Annotated in this window: 22 protein-coding genes; 2 read left to right on the top strand and 20 right to left on the bottom strand. The window is 69.5% G+C overall.

From position 1 onward, the window contains the following. Positions 1-27 precede the first annotated feature (27 nt). Entirely contained in the window at positions 28-1,059 is a 1,032-nt protein-coding gene (locus CLT71_RS04240) for a LacI family DNA-binding transcriptional regulator (RefSeq protein WP_158242170.1), read from the top strand. Positions 1,060-1,065: 6 nt separating this feature from the next. Here the strand turns inward: CLT71_RS04240 and CLT71_RS04235 are convergent, their stop codons facing one another. From CLT71_RS04235 to CLT71_RS04210, 6 genes are all read right to left on the bottom strand, one after another. Then, positions 1,066-2,352, bottom strand: a complete 1,287-nt coding sequence (locus CLT71_RS04235) for a TRAP transporter large permease (RefSeq protein WP_101365945.1) — start codon at positions 2,350-2,352, stop codon at positions 1,066-1,068. Continuing rightward, on the bottom strand, positions 2,349-2,927 hold the full coding sequence (locus tag CLT71_RS04230) for a TRAP transporter small permease (protein ID WP_101365944.1): 579 nt from the start codon (positions 2,925-2,927) through the stop codon (positions 2,349-2,351). The genes CLT71_RS04235 and CLT71_RS04230 overlap by 4 nt, the downstream gene beginning before the upstream one ends. 7 nt (positions 2,928-2,934) lie before the next feature. Continuing rightward, entirely contained in the window at positions 2,935-3,924 is a 990-nt protein-coding gene (locus CLT71_RS04225; RefSeq protein ID WP_158242169.1) for a TRAP transporter substrate-binding protein, read from the bottom strand. A 173-nt stretch (positions 3,925-4,097) separates the two neighbouring features. Further along, positions 4,098-5,033, bottom strand: coding sequence for a dihydrodipicolinate synthase family protein (locus CLT71_RS04220; RefSeq protein WP_101365942.1), 936 nt, complete (start codon positions 5,031-5,033; stop codon positions 4,098-4,100). A gap of 179 nt (positions 5,034-5,212) precedes the next feature. Next, complete coding sequence (locus CLT71_RS04215; protein ID WP_101365941.1) at positions 5,213-7,150, bottom strand: hypothetical protein; 1,938 nt, start codon at positions 7,148-7,150, stop codon at positions 5,213-5,215. After that, positions 7,135-7,914: an ABC transporter ATP-binding protein gene (locus CLT71_RS04210; protein ID WP_101365940.1), complete on the bottom strand. Its 780-nt coding sequence runs from the start codon at positions 7,912-7,914 to the stop codon at positions 7,135-7,137. The genes CLT71_RS04215 and CLT71_RS04210 overlap by 16 nt, the downstream gene beginning before the upstream one ends. Before the next feature lie 210 nt (positions 7,915-8,124). On the opposite strand from CLT71_RS04210, the gene CLT71_RS04205 reads away from it, so the two are divergent. Beyond that, positions 8,125-8,688, top strand: coding sequence for a dihydrofolate reductase family protein (locus CLT71_RS04205; RefSeq protein ID WP_101365939.1), 564 nt, complete (start codon positions 8,125-8,127; stop codon positions 8,686-8,688). A gap of 171 nt (positions 8,689-8,859) precedes the next feature. Here the strand turns inward: CLT71_RS04205 and CLT71_RS04200 are convergent, their stop codons facing one another. The 14 genes from CLT71_RS04200 to clsA all read right to left on the bottom strand — a co-directional run bounded on the left by CLT71_RS04200 (position 8,860) and on the right by clsA (position 20,112). After that, entirely contained in the window at positions 8,860-9,867 is a 1,008-nt protein-coding gene (locus tag CLT71_RS04200) for an RNA polymerase subunit sigma-70 (RefSeq protein ID WP_101365938.1), read from the bottom strand. Positions 9,868-10,122: 255 nt separating this feature from the next. Then, positions 10,123-10,851, bottom strand: a complete 729-nt coding sequence (locus tag CLT71_RS04195; RefSeq protein WP_101365937.1) for a cell division protein DivIVA — start codon at positions 10,849-10,851, stop codon at positions 10,123-10,125. Continuing rightward, positions 10,848-12,026 carry a globin domain-containing protein gene (locus CLT71_RS04190; protein ID WP_101365936.1) on the bottom strand — a complete coding sequence of 393 codons (1,179 nt, stop codon included), beginning with the start codon at positions 12,024-12,026 and terminating at the stop codon, positions 10,848-10,850. Before CLT71_RS04190 ends, CLT71_RS04195 begins: the two co-directional genes overlap by 4 nt. 3 nt (positions 12,027-12,029) lie before the next feature. Beyond that, complete coding sequence (locus CLT71_RS04185) at positions 12,030-12,479, bottom strand: group I truncated hemoglobin (protein WP_486483046.1); 450 nt, start codon at positions 12,477-12,479, stop codon at positions 12,030-12,032. A gap of 201 nt (positions 12,480-12,680) precedes the next feature. Beyond that, entirely contained in the window at positions 12,681-13,394 is a 714-nt protein-coding gene (locus tag CLT71_RS04180) for an ElyC/SanA/YdcF family protein (protein WP_101365934.1), read from the bottom strand. A 170-nt stretch (positions 13,395-13,564) separates the two neighbouring features. After that, positions 13,565-14,203 (bottom strand): MerR family transcriptional regulator, encoded by a 639-nt coding sequence (locus tag CLT71_RS04175; RefSeq protein WP_486483045.1) that lies wholly within the window; start codon positions 14,201-14,203, stop codon positions 13,565-13,567. A gap of 215 nt (positions 14,204-14,418) precedes the next feature. Beyond that, the gene (locus tag CLT71_RS04170; protein WP_101365933.1) at positions 14,419-14,883 is read right to left on the bottom strand and encodes a bifunctional nuclease family protein; all 465 of its coding nucleotides are present in this window, start codon (positions 14,881-14,883) and stop codon (positions 14,419-14,421) included. A 307-nt stretch (positions 14,884-15,190) separates the two neighbouring features. Beyond that, complete coding sequence (gene ftsR / locus CLT71_RS04165; RefSeq protein WP_101365932.1) at positions 15,191-15,898, bottom strand: transcriptional regulator FtsR; 708 nt, start codon at positions 15,896-15,898, stop codon at positions 15,191-15,193. A gap of 152 nt (positions 15,899-16,050) precedes the next feature. Beyond that, positions 16,051-16,503 (bottom strand): oxoglutarate dehydrogenase inhibitor Odhl, encoded by a 453-nt coding sequence (gene odhI / locus CLT71_RS04160; RefSeq protein ID WP_101365931.1) that lies wholly within the window; start codon positions 16,501-16,503, stop codon positions 16,051-16,053. A 214-nt stretch (positions 16,504-16,717) separates the two neighbouring features. Beyond that, positions 16,718-17,098, bottom strand: coding sequence for a glycine cleavage system protein GcvH (gcvH, locus tag CLT71_RS04155; protein ID WP_101365930.1), 381 nt, complete (start codon positions 17,096-17,098; stop codon positions 16,718-16,720). 68 nt (positions 17,099-17,166) lie between these two features. Beyond that, positions 17,167-18,132: a DUF881 domain-containing protein gene (locus tag CLT71_RS04150; RefSeq protein ID WP_486483044.1), complete on the bottom strand. Its 966-nt coding sequence runs from the start codon at positions 18,130-18,132 to the stop codon at positions 17,167-17,169. Between the two features lie 101 nt (positions 18,133-18,233). Beyond that, positions 18,234-18,566 carry a small basic family protein gene (locus CLT71_RS04145; protein ID WP_101365928.1) on the bottom strand — a complete coding sequence of 111 codons (333 nt, stop codon included), beginning with the start codon at positions 18,564-18,566 and terminating at the stop codon, positions 18,234-18,236. After that, positions 18,563-19,465 (bottom strand): DUF881 domain-containing protein, encoded by a 903-nt coding sequence (locus CLT71_RS04140; RefSeq protein WP_101365927.1) that lies wholly within the window; start codon positions 19,463-19,465, stop codon positions 18,563-18,565. Before CLT71_RS04140 ends, CLT71_RS04145 begins: the two co-directional genes overlap by 4 nt. Next, positions 19,462-20,112, bottom strand: coding sequence for a cardiolipin synthase ClsA (gene clsA, locus CLT71_RS04135; protein ID WP_101365926.1), 651 nt, complete (start codon positions 20,110-20,112; stop codon positions 19,462-19,464). Before clsA ends, CLT71_RS04140 begins: the two co-directional genes overlap by 4 nt. Positions 20,113-20,394: the final 282 nt, after the last annotated feature.

Genomic DNA, 20,394 nt, shown 5'->3' with positions numbered 1-20,394 from the left:
TATGCGCCGTGCGAGCGGGAGGTCCCGGTGACGCAACAGAAGCGCCAACAACCAACCCTGAAGAGCATCGCCGCGGCGGCCGGGGTCCATCCGTCCACTGCCTCCCGTGCCCTGAACGGCCATCCGGAGGCCCGGGTGCCGCCGGACACGCTCGCGCGCATCCAGAAGGTGGCCCGGGAGCTCGGCTACGAACCGAACCCGTGGGCGCGCAGCCTGCGTACCCAGCGGACCATGATGATCGGGCTGGTGATTCCACGGCTCACCGACGTCGTACTGGCGCAGATGTTCGAGGCCGCCGAGGAACGCGCCCGGACTCTCGGTTACCAGGCGATCACCGTCAACACGTTCGATCGCGAAGAGTCGCAGCGCGAACTCGTCAACCGGCTGATCGACCGCCGGGTGGACGGGCTGGTGCTGGCCACCCCGACCGTCGACGACCAGCTGCTGCCCGTACTGGCACAGGACAACTTCCCGTTCGTACTGCTCAACCGCGCCACGGCCGACCATCCCACGGTGCGTGGCGACGACGAGATGGGCGGCTACCTGGCCACCCGTCACCTGCTGGAGGCCGGACACCGGCACATCGCGCACCTCGCCGGCCCGCAGGCCACAAGTACCGCCCGGTTCCGGCTGCAGGGCTACCAGCGCGCGCTGGGCGAGTTCGGCGTACCCTTCTCGCCCGACCTGGTCCGCTACGGCCGGTACGACGCCCAGAGCGCGCTGGCGGCCACTGAGGAGCTGCTGGCGACGCCGACCCCGCCGACCGCCCTGTTCGCGATCAACGACGTCAGCGCGCTGGCCGCCATGGCCGCCGCCCGGCGTCGCGGCCTGCACGTCCCCGACGACCTGGCGGTGGTCGGGTACAACGACTCGGAGACCGCGGCGCTGCTGCCCATCCCGCTCACCAGCGTGCACGTTCCGCTGCTCCAGATGGGACAACGCGCGGTCGAGCTGCTGATCGACCGGATCAACGGCTCCGTGATCGAGTCGGTCGTCCTGCCACCTCGGCTGGTCGCGCGCGACTCCTCCCGCGCCCGACCAGCCGAGGTGGTTTCGTGACCCGGCTCAACGCAACAACGGCAGCAGCCAGTTGTACGTCTGCGGCACGAAGGTGATGAGCAGGGTGAGCGCCAGCAGCGCGACCAGGAACGGGGTGATGGCGACGCTCAGCCGCCCCATCGAGACCTTGCTGATGGACATCGCCACGAAGAGGCTCGCTCCCACCGGTGGGGTCGCCAGCCCGATGGTCAGGGCCAGCACGACGACCACGCCGAAGTGGACGGGGTCGACACCGAACTGGATGGCCGCCGGCAACAGCACCGGTGTCACCACGATGATCCCGGGCACCGGGTCGAGTGGCATGCCGACGAGCAACAGGATGACCAGCGAGATCAGCAGGAAGACCGCCTGGCTGTCGGTGACCGACAGCATCGCGGTGGCCACCTTCGCCGGCACCTGGGAGTAGGCCAGGCACCAGTTCAGCAGCGCCGACGCGATCACAATGATCATGACCACCGCCGTCATGACCACCGACTTCTCCAACACCGCTCGGATCTTCCGCCAGTTCAGCGTCCGGAACACGACGAGGCCGACGAGCAGCGCGTAGACCACCGCCACCCCGGCCGCCTCCGTCGGCGTGAAGATCCCGGCGAGGATCCCACCGATGATCACCACCGGCATCAGTACGGCGATGGACGCGTCGCGCAGCGCGACGGGAAGCGGGGTGGCGGCCTTCTGCTCCTGCTCGGTCTGCGGCCTCGGGCGGAAGCCGCTGCGCTTGAGCATGACGAAGTTCATCACGATCACCACGACGCCGATCAGGATCCCGGGGATGATGCCGGCGACGAAGAGTTCACCGATCGACGTCTCACTCTGCACGCCGTAGATGATGAACGGGATGCTCGGCGGGATGACCGCGCCCATCAGCGACGCCGCCGTGATCGTCGCGATGGAGAACTCGCGGCGGTAGCCGTCCTTCTCCATCTCCGGCACCATCGTGATGCCCACGGCGGCCAGGTCCGCGGCGGCTGCCCCGGTGACGCCGCCGAAGAGCATCGACACCAGCGTGGCGATGTGCGCCAGACCGCCGTAGACCTTGCGCATGATGATCCGGGCGAGCACCAGCAGCCGCTCGGTGAGCCCGACCTCGTTCATCAGGTAGCCGGCCAGCACGAAGAGCGGGATCGCCATCAGCGTGAAGTCGTCCATGCCGACGAAGAGCCGCTGCGCGACGATCGTCATCGGCACGTCCGTGACGAACCAGACGTAGATGATGCCCGACCCGAGGATCACCAGCGCCAGCGGCACGCCGAGCGCCATCAGGCCCACGAATCCACCGACAAGATGGATCATGACGCTCCCTCCTCATCCCCGTCGGCGGCGGGTTCCGGCCTGACCAGCCGGACGAGGGCCTGCAACGTCATCAGCAGGAAGCCCACCGGGATCGACAGGTACGCCCAGGCGATCGGGATCTGCAACGCCGGACTCGTCTGGTTCCGTTCGAAGTTGGCGATGGTCAACTCCGCGCCGAGCAGGGTCACCACGGCGCAGAAGAAGATGGTGATGACCTCGGCGACGCGCCGTGCCCCGACGGCGCCCAGCAGTGGAACCCGGCGCAGCACCGAGCCGACCGACACGTGCTCGTTGCGCCGGTGCGCGGAGCTGAGCCCGAGGAACACCAGCCACATGGCGAGGTAGCGGGCAAGCTCCTCTCCCCACAGCAGGGAGGAGTTGAGGACGTACCGGAAGAAGACGGCCGAGATGACCACTCCCACCAGCGCGCAGAAGAGCGCGCTGGCCACCACCAGCACCGCCCGGTCGAGCCGGCCGAGCAGCCGGTCGGCGAATTCCACGGTTCTCGACCACCGGCCGGCCGCCGGTTGCCCGGCGGCCGGCGCGGCGGTGGCCGCGGTCTCTCTGGTCACCATCGGCGAATCAGCCTTCGCGGACTGCGAGGATCTGTTCGAGAAGCTGCTCGGCGTTCAACTGCTTGGCCCACTTGTCCCAGGCCGGCCGGACGGCGTCGACGAAGGCCTTCTCGTCGATCTCGGTGAGTGTCACCCCGGCCTTGCTCACGTTGTCGATCGCCGTCTGCTGCTTGGTGCGGAACACCTCACGCTCGTACTTGGCCGCCTCGGCCATCGACTCGTCGATCAGCTTCCGCTCCTCCTCCGACAGCGAGTCCCAGAAGGTGGAGCTCATGATGATCGGCCGCGGTTCGGCGAGGAACGCCACGTCGGGCGTGGTGGCGTACTTGATCAGCTCGTGCAGCTTGAGCGAGTAGACCGAGCCCCAGTCCAGGGTCGCGCCCTTGACCACGCCGGTCTGCACACCGGTGTAGACCTCGCCGAACGGCATCGGTGTCGGGTTGGCCCCGAGGGTCTGCAACGCGTCGGCCAGCGCGGCGTTCTCGATCGACCGCAGCTTCAGGCCCTTGAGGTCGGCCGGTACCTTGATCGGCCGGTCGACCGTCTGGATCGAGCTGTCCCCGGTGCTGAACCAGTCGATGACCTCGAACTTCCCCTCGTCCTTGATGCGCTTGGCGAGCTCGGTCGCCGCCGGGGAGTCGATGATGCGCTGCATGTGGTCCTGGTTCTGGATCAGGAAAGGCAACTCCAGCAGGTTCACCGAGGGGGCGAGACCGGCGAGCGCACCCGCGCCGACACCGATGTGCACGGCGCCGTCGAGAATGGACTCGTTGATGTCACGCTCGTTGCCCAACTGTCCTGCGGGGTGCAGCTGGACAGTGATCTTACCGTCGGATTTCTGTTCGATGACTTCTTTGAACTTCGTCGCCCCATCGTGATAGGGAAACGTCTCTGGCGTGATGTAGGCGAAGACGAGCTTCCTGCTCTGCACTTCGCCTTCTGTTGCCGACGTCGTCGGTCGACCACAGCCGGCTGCCGCCAACCCGACGATGCTCACGGCCGCGATCAGCCGGAGTGACGATCTCTTCCACATGTCAACACATCCTTACGACGGTGACCTCTATGATCGTTGGGCAATATCTCAATCTGTTTTTCGTAATTGGGTGGAGAATCGCTCCCCCATTCGGAACCGAACGGATGGGGGAGCGAGACGAACCGGAAAGGTGCGGTTCAGTCGAGCAGGCCGACCTGGCGCAACGTGTTCCGGATCTCGGTGCGGTCGGCCTCGGTCACCGGCGGTTCGGGCGCCCGCGCCGTGGCGTTGGGCAGCAGACCCATCTGGAACAGCGCCTCCTTCACCCGTGCGACGAACGACCACGGCGTCTGCCCCAGATCCCGGGTGAAGGTGTTCATCAGCGGCACGAGCTTCTCGTTTGCGTGCTGCACCGCGGCCGTGTTGTCACCCGACTCGACGAGTTGGTAGAGACGGGTCCACAGGTGGGTTCCGACATTGCCGACGCCCACCATCGTGCCCGCCGAGCCGTAGAGAAGCATGCCGATCAACGTGTAGGTGTTGTTGTCGGCGAACAGCGCGGTACGCCCGGCGACCGCGTCGTAATCGGCGGCGTACGTCTCCATCGAGGTGGCTTCCTTGATGCCCACCACGTGGTCGATCTGGGCGAGCCGCGCGACAGTGCTCGGCGGGTAGCACACCCCGGATGCGGTCGGGTACTGGAAGACCGTCATCGGCAGATCGATGCCGTCCGCGAGATCCTGGAAGAACTTGACGACGTTGTCCTCGTTGTTGAGGTGGCCGCGCCGAAGAGTGTTGTAGAAGGGCGAGTTGATCTGGAGGACATCCGCCCCCGCCGCCTTCAGTTCCCGGCCGAAGGCGATGGTGTCGACGGTGGATGTCGGCTGCAGGCCGGAGATGACCGGAACCCGCTTGTCGGCGACCTCGGCGACGGTCCGCACGACGCGCAGTTGCTCCTCGCGGTTGAGGCTGGTGACCTCACCGGTGTAGCCGCAGGTGAGCAGTCCGGTCACCCCGTCCACGGACAGAACGTGCTCCACGTACTTGCGGAGGGCGTCCAAGTCGAGCGACTCGTCCTGATGGAACGGGGTCACCACCGCCGTGACCACACCCTGCAGACCGATCGTTCCCATCGCTACTCCCTCTGCGAAAACGATTGTGCGTGGTGCAGAGGCTAGGCTTCCGCTCCCCCGAGCGTCAAGGCCCGCCCGCAGTTTCCAGACCAAAAACAACCGGCAGTTGATCGAGAGGTACCCCGGAGACGACGACGAGTCGGCACCCGTCGGGTGCCGACTCGTCGTCCGGGACGGAATCAGCGGCTGGCGTGCTCCAGGGGCCGTTCCTCGTTCGGGGCCGGATCCGCCGTGAGCTGTTCGGCGGCGCGGTGCCGCCGCTCGTGCCGCATCGGGATGACCGTGCCGATCACGATCAGCACGATGCCGAGCACCGTGAAGGCCAGCGCGACCGGGATCCGCCACGGGTCTTCGAGGTGCAGGGCGGCGAACCACAGCCTGTGCTCGCTGTCGTTGAGGATCATCCAGAGCGGGACCAGACCCTGCGGGAACAGCGGGATCCAGCAGAAGATCCACAGGAAGGTGACCAGTGCGGCCCTGCCCCTGGGCAGTTTCGGCGCCGGGGCTGCGACCCGGCCCTGCCCGTCGACGGCGCCCAGGGCGACCGTGCCGCCGCCCCGCATCGCGGAGAGCAGTTCCGGGCCGGTGGCGCGCAGCCGTTTCTCGGCCTGGCGTCCGCCCCAGACGGTCAGCCAGGCGCCGGTGACCAGCCCGACCGCGACCGCCGCCCAGCTCAGCGCGGGCAGGTCGAAGCGGGTGCCGGCCCAGGCGACCAGGGCCGCCGGGACCGCGGCGACCGAGGTCAGCAGCAGGACCCCGATGAGCTGGCCGAAGATCGAGCCGGCTTCCAGGGGGTTGCCACTGCGTTTCTTCGGTTCCATCACCGGCACCAGGGCGTAGACCGAACTCAGCACGATCAGGCCGGCGCCGCCGCCCAGGGTCGCGGTGAGCAGGGCGAGCGCCCACGGCCAGGTCTCGGCGCTGCCTCCGTAGATCGTGCCGACCACCGTGATCAGGATGGTCACCGGCGCGACCTGGAGCAACCACGCCAACTGGCGGCCGCGGACCTCGGCCCGTTCCCGGCCCGGGTTGACCAGACCCAGCCACAGCGCGGTGCCGTCGAGGCCGAACAGGTTGGCCGAGGTGCCCGCCGCCATCACCACGACGATCACACCGGCCCAGGGCAGCATGCCCCGCCAGTCGATGATCAGCGGAACGAGGGTGTAGAGCACGCCGAAGAAGATCGAATAGAAGTACAGGTGGTTCCGCATCAGGTCACGCGACCAGGTACGCAACTCCTTCGCGGCGACCACACCCGTAGCGCCCCGCTCGGCGAGCCGGTCCAGCAGGGTGCCCTTCTGCCCGCTGCCCTTCGGCGCCCACTGGTGCGGGCGGGTGGTGATGCGGCGGACCAGCAGTCGCGCCCAGATGCCCAGCGAGGCGAGGACCAGCACGACCAGGCCGCCGAGCGTCGTCCCGACCAGGGCCCAGTCACCGCGGCCGGCCGCCTCGATCGCGGTGATGCCCCACGAGGACGGCAGCCACTCCAGGACTGTGGAGAACCGGGGCGGGAAGCCGTAGGTGAGCAGCTCGGAGTCGACCGCCGCCCAGATCAGCACCCAGGACTGGTTGAGGATGACCGCCATGCTCGCGTTGACCAGGGCGGCCAGGACGGCGCCGACCCGGGACCGGACGGCGACCGCGAGCAGGCCTACCACCAGCCGGGACAGCACCAGCACCAGGATCAACTGGAGCGCCACGGCCACTATCGAGATGCCGACGCCGGCCGCGCCGTGCGCACCGGCGAAGATGATCAGGGCCGAGAAGGCGATCAGGCTGACCACCGGCGCGATGCCCACGAAACCGGCGACGAGCAGGCCGAATGCGAGGCGCAGCGGCCGGATCGGAAGCAGGCTGAAGTGTTCCGGCCGCAGGCTGTCCTCACCGCCACCGGTGTAGACCGGGCCGAGGATCCAGCCGAACATCCAGCAGGCCAGCAGGACGGCGAGCATGTCCGACCGGACCGCGGCCGGGGCCAGGTCGGTCGCGGCCAGCACGATGGTGCCGACGGCCAGCAGCAGCCCGGCAACCCCTCCGGTGATCATGTTGGCCGCGCGGGTGCCGGTGAGCGTGTGCGCGAGTACCCGCAGGCGGATGGCGATCAGGACGCCAGCCACGACAGCGCCCTCCTGGTACCGGCCTCCGCACCGACCAGCGCGACGAAACGGCTCTCCAGGCTGTCGCCGGCCCGCACCTCGGCGAGCGTTCCGGCGGCGACCACCCGGCCGCTGTCGATCACCGCGACGTGGTCGCAGATCTGCTCGACCAGGGCCATCACGTGGCTGGACAGCACGACCGAGCCGCCACCGCCGACGAAGGTCTGGAGCATCCCCCGGATGGTGAGCGCGGAGACCGGGTCGACCGCCTCGAACGGCTCGTCGAGCACGAGCAGGCGCGGGCCGTGCAGCATCGCGGTGGCCAGGCCGATCTTCTTCCGCATGCCGGTGGAGTAGTCGTTGACCAGGGTGCGCTCGGCCTCCAGCAGGTCGAGGATGTCGAGCAGTTCCTCGGCGCGGGCGGCTGCGGTGGCGCGGTCCATGCCGCGCAGCCGGGCCAGGTAGACCAGCAGTTCACGGCCGGTCAGGCGCTCGGGCAGGGCGAGGCCGTCGGGAAGCACGCCGACCAGGGCGCGTGCCTCGACCGGGTCGGCCCAGACGTCGACACCGAAAATCCTTGCGGTACCCGCGTCGGGGCGCAACAGACCGACCGCCATCGAGAGAGCGGTAGTCTTGCCGGCACCGTTGGGGCCGACGACGCCGTAGAAGGAACCGGCCGGAACGGCGAAGGTGACGTCGTGCACGGCCGTCTTGGGACCGAAGCGCTTGACGAGCCCCGCCAGCTCCAGAGCGGATGTCGATCTGGTCTGTGTGGGTAGTTGCACGAGAGGTCGCCCCCGTCCGAAGCAAGGTTGTGGGAGGCCGATCCTAATCAGGCGAACCGGCAGTTCGGTGCCGATGCCGCCCTGCACGCTCGCGGCGACGCGCGGCAGGTTGCCTCCCCGGGATCAGGTCGAGGCTCAGGCGCATACCGATTAGGTTCCCGCGCCGTGCCCGTCTGTACCTGTGAAACAGACCTACGGAAGGCTGGCACGATGCGAAAACTGATCTTCGGCATGAACGTGAGCCTGGACGGCTACGTCGCCGCGCCCGGCGACGACCTCGGCTGGAGCGTACCGAGCGACGAGCTGTTCCAGTGGTGGTCCGACCGGGTTGCGGCGACCGACCTGGCGCTGTACGGGCGCAGACTGTGGGAGACGATGAGTTCCCACTGGCCGACCGCCGACCAGCAGCCCGGCGCCACACCGGCGGATATCGAGTTCGCCCAGCGCTGGCGGGACATGCCGAAGGTGGTGTTCTCCTCGACGACCCGCCCGGTCGACTGGAACACCCGCCTGGTCACCGGCGACGCGGTCACCGAGATCACCCGGCTCAAGGCCGGAGACGGCGGCCCCATGGACATCTGCGGCGCCACCCTTGCCGCGGCGGCCATGCGGGCCGGGCTGATCGACGAGTACGTGCTGGCCACCACCCCGACCCTGCTGGGCGGCGGCAAGCCGTTTTTCACCGCCCTGGACAGCTGGGTCAACCTGAACCTGGTGGAGACGCGGACGTTTCCCGGCGGGGTGGTAGTGACCCGCTACGAGACGAGGCGATGAGCACGGGCCGGATACCCGGCTCCCGACAGTGATCTTCGGACACGACGCCGCCCCGCCGGCGTTGCCGGCGGGGCGGCGGTGTTCGGATCGTCGCGTTGGTGCTCATCGCGCGACGATCTCGATGACCGCGGCCCGTGTCGGTGGACTCGTCGACGATCGAGACCCGCCTGATCACAGTGTCGGCGGCAGGCCCAGCCACGGTTTGTCCCTGGCGTCGAATCCGGTGAGCTCGGCGATCCTCCCGTCGACGACGTGCAGCACCGCCATGGTGAACAGCCGGTACTCCGGGTCGTCGGGGCTGCGAAGGTAGAGCGCGGCGGCAGGCATCCGGTTGACCGTCGTGGCGATACCGCGCCAGTCGTCGTAGCCGTGCTGGAAGAGCCCAGCGGAGACCCAGCCGTCCACCGCTTCCCTGGCCGTCGTGACCAGGGTGCCCGGATCGGGCAGCATCGCGAAGCGCAGGTCGTCGCGCAGCAGGGACACCAGCCCGTCGAGATCGTTGCGCTCATGGGCGCCGACATACGACTTCACCACACCGCGCTCGTCATTCGACAGTTCGTGGGTGGCGGGGCTGCGCCAGTCGAGGCGGCGGTCGGGCAACTGCTCGCGCATCGTCACCCGGGCCCGCTGCAGTGCGCTGGTCACCGACGCGACGGTCAGCTCCAGGGCGTCGGCGGCTTTCGACGCCGGCCAGCCGAGGACGTCACGCAGGATGAACACCGCCCGCTGCCGTGGCGGCAGGTGCTGGACGGCGACGATGAACGCCAGCTCGATCGTCTCCCGCGCCACCACCGACTCCTGCGGGTCCTCGGGGAGCATCCGGTCGGGGTACGGCTGCAGATACCCCACCTCGGAGCCGGGGTCCGGCAGCCCGGACGGTACGGGTGTGCGGTCGTTGCGCTTGGCCAGAAAGTCGAGGCAGGCGTTCGTCGCGATCCGGTACAGCCAGGTCCGCAGCGCCGCGTGGCCCCGGAACGACTCCCGTTTGTTCCACGCTCGCAGGAACGTCTCCTGCGTCATGTCCTCGGCGTCATCGTAGTTCGCGAGCATCCGGTAGCAGTGCACCTGCAGCTCACGCCGGTGGCGCTCGGTCAGCAGCGCGAACCTCGCGGCGTCCTCCGCCCGGACCGCCGCGATGAACGTGGCCTCGTCGGCGCCCAGCTCTCTGGCGTCGGTCATGTCAGCAATCCTTCCACCGGTGCGATAGGCCAACAGAACTGACGACGCGGCGGAGGATTTCTGATCGGTCGAGCCACTGACAGCAGCGCGGTCCCGGCTGGACGGACGACCCCGCAACCGGCGGCCCTGCCAGCCGCCGGAACGCTCGCCGAGATGCGGGCCGGCGCCGGCCACCGACCTGCACCGGGCAGGCCGGCCAGCCCGGTCACCCCGACGGGCCGGGCGGGGCCGACAGTTGCACACCTGCTGGCGCGATCACACCTGCTGGCGCGGCTGCTCCCGACGCGGCGGCAGCGCCTGCCGGGCCACAGCCGCCGGCGGCGTACCGCCACTGCCGTTCCCCGGGCCCACCTCCCGGGCGAGCCGGTCCATGCTCCGGGCCAACTGCTCACTGCCGTCGTCGAGATGCCGGGCCGCCGCCTGCATGTGCGAGATCATCATCTCGCCGAAGATCCGCAACGCCTCCCGGGTCGCGACCGTGTCGTCGAAACTCGACCCGGCCGACGCCCGGTACTCCTGCACCGCCCGCTCCGCCTCGTTGCGGGCATCCTCGGCCGCCGCCCGCAGGTAGTTCTCGTACTGCACCCGGGCGTACTCGGCGACCCGGCGGGCGTAGTCGTGCGCCTGGGCGATGATCTGCTCCGCCTCCCGCTGCGCCGCCGAAAGCAGGTTCACCTCCTTCGACCCCGGCAACTGCGGCCGGCTGTCCGCACTCGGCAACACTCCGTGCCGATGCAACTCCACATGGTCGTGCAGCCGCCGGTTCTCCGCCCGCAGATCCGCCACCTGGGTCGCCAACAGGTCCAGCTCGTCGGCCACCTGGTGCCGGAACCGGTCGACGTCCCGCTCGTCGAAGCCACGCCTGGCAAACGACGACGTGCTGAACTCCCACCTCCGGACCCGGTCCGCCGTGATCCGCACCCGGGGACTGGGACCTGAGGGCGCCGCGGTGCTGTCGTACTCGCTGATCGGGCTGGCGTTCACTGCCTACCTCCGTCTGCCGGCCTCTGCTCCTGCACCTCACCGATCCGCCGACCGGGCGAATACCACTGCCCACCCGGCGACTCGTAGTGCAGTTGCCCGGCGTGGTAACCCGCCTGCGCCAGTCCGTTGACCGCACCCGACACCATCGCGTCGGAGCCGCAGACGAAGACGTGCCGGTTGCGCCAGTCGCCGTCGGCGAGGGCGCGATCCACCACCTGGACGAACTCTCCGGGCCGGGACGGGTCGGCGTTGACCACGTACGTCACCCGCAACCATGGGTACGACGCCACCAGCTTCTCGATCGCGTCGACGTCGTAGAACTCGGTACGGGACCGGGCGCCGACGTACGCGTCGACCCGCCGACCACCGCCTTCGGCCGCCACCTGCTCCACAAGCGCCCGCAACGGCGCCCAGCCGGTGCCGTTGGCCAGCAGCAGCAGGTCCGTGCCGCCGGACGCCTGCCGCAACGTCAGCCGCTCCCCCACCGGGGCCGCCAGATGCACCTGGTCACCGACGCTCGTCGCGTACACCAGCCGGGAACTCACCGCCCCGCCCGGCGCCGCCCGCACGTGCAGTTCGATCGTGCCGTCGCTGCGGGGCGCGTTCCCGGGCGAGTAGTAACGCCACGCCCGGGTCGTCGGACTCGACACCCCGATCGACTGACCCGCCTCGAACGGCAGCAGGTACTGCGGCCGCAACGTCAGCACCGCGATGTCGAACGTCCGCGGCTCGTGCGCCACCACCTCACCGACCCACCACGGCGGGCTGACGTTCTCCGCCGCCGTCGCGCCGTCGGTCATCACCTTCGCGACCAGCCCGTACGCCGCAGTCCAGTCCGCGGCCAACTCCTCGGTCCAGCGCTCGCCGAGGAAATGCGCCAGCGTGGCCAGCAGCGCCTCACCGACCGCCGGATAGTGCTCCGCCCGGACCGCGAACTTGCGGTGGTCGGCACCGAGGGACTGGAGGAAACCGACGAGCTGGTCCACCTGGTCCACATTCGACACGATGTGGCCCAGCGCGGTGACCAGCCGGTCCCGCTGACCGGCCATGTTCGTCGGAAACATCTGCCGGACGTCGGGGTGGGCGAGGAACAGGGTCGAGTAGAAGTAGAGCGGCACCTGGTCGCCATGTCCGGCGACCAGGTGCCAACTCTGCTTGAGACGAGCGATGTCCACGGGTCAGACGCCAGCCGACGTACCGCTCGACACCACCTGGTCGCGTACCGAACCCAACGTCGCCCGTACGTCGTCCAGAATGTCCTCCGGCACGCCGAGGCTGGTCAGGGTCTCGACCAGGTGCGCACCGACCCGGGCGTAGTGCTCGTCCGGAATGTTCAGCGGCTGGTGCGCCTCGGCCAGGTCCCGGCCGGCGTAGTTGTTCGGCCCACCGAGCACCACGGTCAACATCAGCACCATGTGCCGGCGCTGCTCCTCCATGTTCACCGAGGTGAAGTAGCCGGCCAGTTCCGGGTCGGCGAGCACCCGGTCGTAGAACAGCCGCACAGCCGCCTTCACCGACTCCGCCCCGCCGATCCGCTCGTAGTGCGAGGGGCGGGCAGCGGAACCGGCACCGTTGGTCGAGGCGCTGTCAGCGGGGGATGACACGGCGCTGTCTTGTGGATCCGTCACGGTCTTCCTTCCAGCGCGACCGGCATCGCGCGGCGAGTGAGGGGCGTAGCACCGACAGTGTCGACCGACGGGCGGATGACCGCCGGGTGACACTGGGTGGGGACACTACCGCGCCCACCCGTACTGTGTCATCCAACCCGAATCGGTGTCATCCGTACCCAACCGGCCCGGCAATCATCAGGCTCGATCCGATCCGCACCATCATCCCCATCGGACGCCGCCCCGGCCACCCCCTTCACCGACAGCGGCACCACACCGGCCGCCCCATCGGTGCCCGTCAGCCCGCCAACGCGTCCCGGACCCCGGCTCGGCCGGCCCCAGAAACACCGGATCCCGCCCGCTCAACACGTCGTAGACCGCCTTCACCGCCGCGAAGTGCTCCCGGAACCCGCCCCAGCGCCAGGCCCGCTCGAACCGGCGTACCGAATCGTCACCGACACCGACCGCGTCCACGCCAACCCGCCGGCACACCGCGACCGCCCGCTCGATGTGGAAGCTCTGGGTGACCACAATGGCCCGATCCACCCCGAAGACCCGGCGCGCCCGCGAACACGAGTCGTAGGTGTCGAACCCGGCATGGTCCTGCACCACCAACCGGGCCGGCACCCCCCGCTCCACCAGCCAACGGCTCATCGCACCCGGCTCGTCGTACGCCGAACTCCGGTGGTCGCCGGAGACCAGAACCGCCCGGACCTTGCCCGCCTGGAGCAACTGCCTGGCCAACTCCAGCCGAGCGGCCAGAAACGGCGCCGGAGTACCGTCCGGATCGACCTGGGCACCCAGCACCAGCGCGACCGGCGCCGCCGGCACCTCGGCCGGCCGATACACGTGCTCCCGCGCCGACTGCCGCACCCAGACCACACTGCCGACCACCGACACCGGCAACAGCAGCGACGCGACAAGCACCGCGAACATCAGCCGTCGACGCCAACGGCGGCGACCCGCCCCCCGACGCGGACGACCCGAACCGGACGACCCGGGCTCGGAAGCGGACGACCCAGGCGACGAAGCAGACGGCATAGCACCAATTATGCGATAACGATCAAGACGGGCCGGCGGTCGCAGCCCACCCGGCACCGGGGGAATCAGCCCGCGCGTCGCCGGGCCCGGCGGGCCGCCAACTCGTCACCGGCTGCGGTCGCGGACGGCTCCGGCGTCTCCCCCGCCAGCGGCGCCTCCCCGGCCGGCTCCGCCGGCAGATGCGACAGCGAGCCCTGGACCTCCTTGAACGCCCCACCGATGGCGATCCCGAACACCCCCTGCCCACCCTGCAACAGGTCGACGACCTCCTCCGGAGACCGGCACTCGTAGACCGTCGTCCCATCCGAGATCAGCGTGATGCCGGCCAGATCCGCCACCCCACGCGACCGGAGCGCGTCGATCGCCCGCCGGATGTTCTGCAACGAGACCCCCGCGTCCAGCAGCCGCTTGACCACCTTCAGCACCACCAGATCCCGGAACGAGTACAGCCGCTGCGTCCCCGACCCGGAAGCGTCCCGCACACTCGGCACCACCAGCGCCGTACGCGCCCAGTAGTCCAACTGCCGGTAGCTGATCCCGACGGCGTGGCACGCCGTCACACCCCGATAGCCGACCGAGCCGTCCTCCACCGGCGACCCGGGGGCCGGGTCGTCCTCCGCCACCCGACGATCCCCGTCGACGTGCCGCCGATCCATATCCTGAAGATTCGACCTACCCGGATCAGGGTCCTGTGGCTCATGCATCGGACAACCTCCCCGCCCGTGCGGTGACACGTCGTTTCCGGGACGTGCACCCCTCGACAGGCCAACCCTATAGCCCGGCTGGAGGGTTGCCCCGCAGGAAATGCCGCGACACGCCGCACTCGGGGATCACCGCAGGGTTACCCCACAGCGAATCGATCGTTACCCCGGCACCGACCACGAACAGCGACCCGACGGCCACCTTTCGCCTCAGGCCCTCAGCCGGCGAAGTCCTCCGGGCGGACCTGCTCCAGGAACTCCCGGAACTTCTCCACCTCGTCCTCCTGCTCGTCCGGAATGATGATCCCGGCCTCGGTGAGCACCTGCTCCGCACAGCGGATCGGCGCACCCACCCGCAACGCCAACGCGATCGAATCCGACGGCCGGGCCGACACCCGCAGACCGTCCCCGATCAGCAGATCGGCGTAGAAGACGTTCTCCTTCAACTCCACGATCTCCACCGCCCGCAGCGGAGCCTGCAACGCGGCGAGAATGTCCCGCAGCAGGTCGTGGGTCAGCGGGCGGGCCGGCTTGACCCCCTGCTGCTCGTAGGCGATCGCGGTAGCCTCCACCGCCCCGATCCAGATCGGCAGATAACGGTCGCCCTCGACCTCTCTGAGCAGGACGATCGGCTGGTTGGTGGGTAGCTCCACCCGAACCCCGACCACGCTCAGCTCGCGCACCGCCGCCTCCGTGTCGTTGTCGTCGTCCCCACCACCGTCCTGCGGCGGCCGATGCTACCCGCCACCGGAGCCGGTATGCCCCTTCCCTGCACGGTACACGGGCTCGGATAACACCGCCCCACCCGCGCGCCCGGCAACCGCCGCACCGCACCGATTACCCCGGGAAGCGTACGCCACGCCCGCCGCCGCAGATCTTTCCCGGCGCACCGCCGGACCACCAGCCGGCCGCTGGCCGAGTGCGCCACACCACAGCCGCGCACCCCGGCCGGACAACCAGCCCAGGACGGCACAACCACCGCCCCGACCCTCACCGGCCCAACGTCCCGCGCAACCCCACCCGGACCAGCGCCGCGTGCAGCCGCTGCGACAGGCCCACCAACTCCCGCGCCGCCTCCGCCGCCCGCGCCCGCGCCGCCGGATCGTTCTGCCGGGCCAACGGCGCCACCAACTGGGCGAACAACCCCACCTCGCGATCCGCCGCCGTCCGATAACCCCGCAGATGCCTCGGCTCCAGCCCGTACGCCGCCAACCCCGCCACCGCCTGCGCGATCACCACCGCGTCCGCGTCATACCAGCCGGGTGGCTGCGACACCACCAGACCCATCCGCTCCAACTCCGCCAGCAACGCCTCGGCGAGCCCACTGCGGGACAACAACTCCGTCCGGTCCAGCCGGCTCTCCGCCGACTCACCGACCGGAACAGCCAACTCCCGACCCGGCACCTCACCGTCCGGCCCCACCGCCACCAGCGACGGCCGATGCCGCTCCGACCCCGGCAACCCGTCCCGATCAGCCTCCGCGAGCTGCTCCCGGATCACCCGCAACGGCAGGTACTGGTCACGCTGGGCGGTCAACACGAACCGCAGCCGCGCCACGTCGTCCCAGCTGTACTTCCGGTAACCCGCCGGAGTGCGTTGCGGCTCGACCAGACCCTCCGACTCAAGGAAGCGCAGCTTGGAAATCGTCGTGTCGGGAAACTCCACCCGAAGCTGCGCCAGCACCTCACCGATGCTCATCAGCGAACCCTTTTCGGCCTCCCCCTGCGGACCGTCGTGGTCACGCGTGGAAGCCGGAGCGCGCGTACCGCGCGGATCAGGTGGATAAAGGTTCGGTGGCTGGCCCCGAGCGGCCGCCCCCGGACCGGGAACAGCCGCCGCCGCACGCTCGCTCACCCCCGGACGGCCCCCTCCTCCGGACGCGGACCGGCGATGAAGACCAGCCGGAACTTACCGACCTGGACCTCGTCACCATTGCTCAGCGTCGCTGCCTCGACCCGTTCCCGGTTCACGTACGTCCCGTTCAGGCTGCCCACGTCCCGGACGGTGAACGTGCCACCGTCCCGATGGAACTCGGCGTGCCGACGGGACACCGTGACGTCGTCCAGGAAAATGTCACTGTCCGGGTGCCGGCCACTCGTCGTCACATCGTGGTCCAGCAGGAACCGGGCACCGGCATTCGGACCACGCCGAACCACCAGCAACGCCATGCCCGGAGGCAGCGAACCTGACATCCGACTCGGAACGACGTCGGTCTCGGGCCCCTCCAACATCTCGTCGAGAGAACCGAGGTTCAGCGTCGATGTGACGTCGAGTGGGGGGAACTCGTCGTCTGGGCGCGTCATTGGGACCACCTCACGGATCTGTTCGGTCGGCGTCGGGTGTTACGGGTCTGGCCGCCGGGCACCATCGAGGCCCAGCGGCTGGCTCCCCCGTGCCTGGGAAGGCATTTCCGCAACGCGCAACTATTGGTTCTCGGTCGACTGGGCGAGCCTAGCCAGCGCCGAAATACAGGGCAACCAGACGCGCGGACACAACCACGCGCCGACGTCACCACGATCAGCTCTCGGTCAGCTCCCGATAAGCCTCGGCAGTCAGCAGACCCGCCACCGCCGACGCGTCACCAGGCGCGATCTCGACCAGCCAACCCGAACCGTACGGGTCGGAGTTGATCACCTCGGGAGTGTCCGCGAGCTGCTCGTTCCGCGCCACCACCGTACCGGTCAACGGCGCGTAGATCTCCGACACGCTCTTGGTCGACTCCACCTCGCCGAACGATTCGCCGGCCTGCACCGTCGCGCCCTCGTCGGGAAGCTGGACATACACGATGTCGCCCAGCGCGTCCTGCGCGAAGTGGGTGATGCCCACCCGCACCGGTCCGCTGCCGTCGCCAGCCACCCACTCGTGCTCGGCGGTGTACCGCAGGTCCTCAGGAATCACCAGACGCGTCCTTCTTCGTCGCACCAGCCAGATCCGGGACGCCGAATCGCCGCCCCGACCGCACCCGGTCAGGAGACCGGACGCGCATGTTGCAGAACCTTCGACGGGCTGACGGCCGTCACCTCGACCATCTCCCGCTCCTCGATCGCCACGTTACCGCCGTCCCCGCTGACCGATGCCACCACCCCGCCCGGGATGTTCAGTGCGGTTTGCATCGTCTTCGGATCACCGATCACCGTGATCATGAACGGTCCGGTCAACCGCCGTCCACTCACCGAGATACCGCCGTTCGCGTCGAGGAAGTACGTCGAGGCGATGATCCGCACCGTGGCACCGTCACCACCCGAGATCTGCATCGCCTCCGCACCCGCACCCCGCAACTCCTGCACCGCGTCCAACACCCGCGACGCGGCGATCGGCTTGCTCACCGGCATGAAGGTCACGGTCAACCCCGGCCCCCGCGCCTGCACCATCCCCGACAGGATCCCCAGCTCGTCGGCGCGCCGGGTCGCCTCGTCCAACGCCGCCTGCCGCCCCTGCGCACCGGAGTTCAGCTGACGCTGGCTCTCCTCCAGCGCGCCGATGTCCTGCCGAACCCGCTCCTCCTGCGCCTCCAGGTCCGACAGGATCCGCACCAGGTCCTCCTGCCGGGTCGTCTCCAGCGACGCGCCCGTGGAGTTCGTCCGCACCTGCACCACCAGGGTGAAGCCGAGCAGCGCCAGCAACACCCCGATCATCGCGTTCGCCCCCGTCAGCCTGGACATCAGCCGGCGAGCCGCCGGCACCGGCCCAGCCGACTCGGACGCCTCGCCTGACTCGCCCGACCGGATCGGCACCGTCTCGTCGGCCTCGTCGGTCCCCGGCAACGGCACCGTCGGCCCGTCGTCGGCCGACGAACGATCGGCCGCCGAGCGACCTGTGGAACCGACGTCCGCCGACAGATCCGCGGTCGGGCCGTCGTCGACCGCAGCCGCCCCGCGCTCGGGCCGCGACTGCCCGGCACCGGCCGAACCCGACGCCACAGGCTGCGTCACCTCGCCGTCCGACGACTCCGCGGCCGCCGGCATACCACCCGGACGGCCCGCAGCCCCGGCCGGACCCCTCTGCTCACTCGCCTCCGCCATCGCCGTCGAACCTACGCCCGGAACAGGTGCCGGCGAATAGCCGCCACGTTGCCGAAGATCCGAACACCGAGCACCACCACGACACCCGTGGACAACTGCCCACCGACACCGAGCTGGTCACCGAGATAGACGATGATCCCGGCGACCAGCACGTTCGAGATGAACGAGATCACAAACTGCTTGTCGTCGAAGATGCCGTCGAGCTTCGCCCGCACCCCGCCGAACACCGCGTCCAACGCCGCCACCACGGCGATCGGCAGATAAGGCTGGAGCGCCGACGGAACCGTCGGATCCAACCAGACGCCGAGCAACACCCCGACGAGCAACGCGAGCACAGCGATCATCGGCCGCCTCCAAGCTGACTGGGGGAACCCCCACCACCCGCCGACGACCCCGACGGCATCGGCGTCGGCTCGGGCGAGGGTGTGGCATAGCGCAGCCGCGGCTCCGTCGCGGCCGGCAGGGTCAGGTCGTCGACCCTACGGAACTCGAACGACATCCCATGCTCCTCAGAGACGCTCTCCAGCAACCGGGCCGCCGCACTGTCCCGGAACCGCCGCTCCAACTGACCGGGGCCGATCGCGGAGACCTCGTACGGGCCGATCACCGGCTTGAAGTCCACCAGGATCGCCCCGCCCGCCGCCCGGATCGTCGAGGTGGACGTCAACCGCTGCCCGTTGATCGAAATCGCCTCCGCGCCGCCGCTCCACAACGCGTTCGCGATGTCCTGCAGGTCCCGGTCGAGCACCCGGCCGAGATTCGTCCTGCCGGCCCCGGTGACCGCGTCCGCCTCGTCCGGCGCATCGGCGACCCGCACCACAAGACCGTCACCGCGCACCCGGCCCAGCCCGGTCGCCGCCTCCAGATTGCGCAGGTTCGCCGCCGTACTGCCGGAGAGCGCGGCGTCCCGCTGCCGCAGCACCTCGGCACGCAGCCGGTCGGCCTGCTGGGTCAGCGCGGTGTTCTCCGCCTCGCGCTGCTTGATCTGTGTCACCAGCCCGGCCCGTACCTTGCTGCGGTCCGGCTCCGCCGCCACGGTCTGCCGGTAGGCCATCGCCAGCAGCAGCCCCAGCACCACCAGGGTCACCAGGGTCACCGCCCGGGGCGCCGACCCGCGCCACCCGGTCGCCGGTGCACCGCGTCGACGCCGTTCGGCCGCGTCGGCATAACCCGGATCGAGCGGATTCTGGAACAACTCGGTGAGGAAGTCCGCCGCGTACGTCCGCCTGCCCTGCCCGGTCATCCCACCTCCGCCCGCGCCGAGCGGGTCGCCCGGATCAGCCGGCCCGCCTGGATCACGTACAGCCCGCCGGCCAGCCAATACAGGCCCAGTCCCCACAGCGCCAGCCCCCAGCCGATCGCCCCGGCGACGGTAGCCGCCCCGGGCACCGTAGCCGCGAGCAGCAGCACCGGAAAAGCGGCCAGTAGTACGAACGTCGCCGTCTTGCCCAGATAGTGCACCGGCGGCGGGCGGTAGCCATAGCGGCGCAGTACGGCCAGATTGGCGGTCATCACCACATCCCGGGCCAGCAACGCGACGGTGAACTGCCACGGCACCACGTCGCGTACGGTCAGCGCGACCAGGGTGGCCAGGATGTACAACCGGTCGGCTACCGGATCGAGCAACTCGCCGAGCCGGCTGACCTGGTGCAGTCGCCGGGCGACGAAGCCGTCCACCCAGTCGCTCAGGCCACCGACGGCGAGCACGACCACCGCAGCCCCGGCCGCGTCGGCGACCAGGAAGAGGTAGAGGAAGAGCGGCACACCGAGCAGCCGCACGAAACTGATCAGGTTGGGGACGGTGAGGATTCGCCCCGTCGAGCCCACCGGCCCGGCGGCGGCGTCACCGGTTGGCTGGGCGTCATCCGCCCGCGCCGGCCGACGCGACACCGAACCTCCCTCCGCGCCACGGCCCGGCGTCCGCACGATGGCGGAGGACGGTCCAGAAACCGGTGCGCGCTCCGACCGACCTCCCCAGGAACGCCTGAGGCATTCCGGACGAGTGACGGCATCTGCCGCAGCCCCGGCAACGGTATGTGTTCGGCTTCCGTGGCTGCTCAATTGCCGTGCCACTATATCCGGCCCGATTTTGCTCCGGTCGTCCGTGTCCGGTGTCTTCCCTTTCCGTCGGGTCGACGTGACGGGCGGCACGTCCGGTAAGACATCCTAGGA

The organism is Plantactinospora sp. CNZ320 (genome assembly GCF_002846275.1).
The sequence above is the reverse complement of the archived record's forward strand: the minus strand, read 5'-3'. Positions and strand labels throughout refer to the sequence as shown.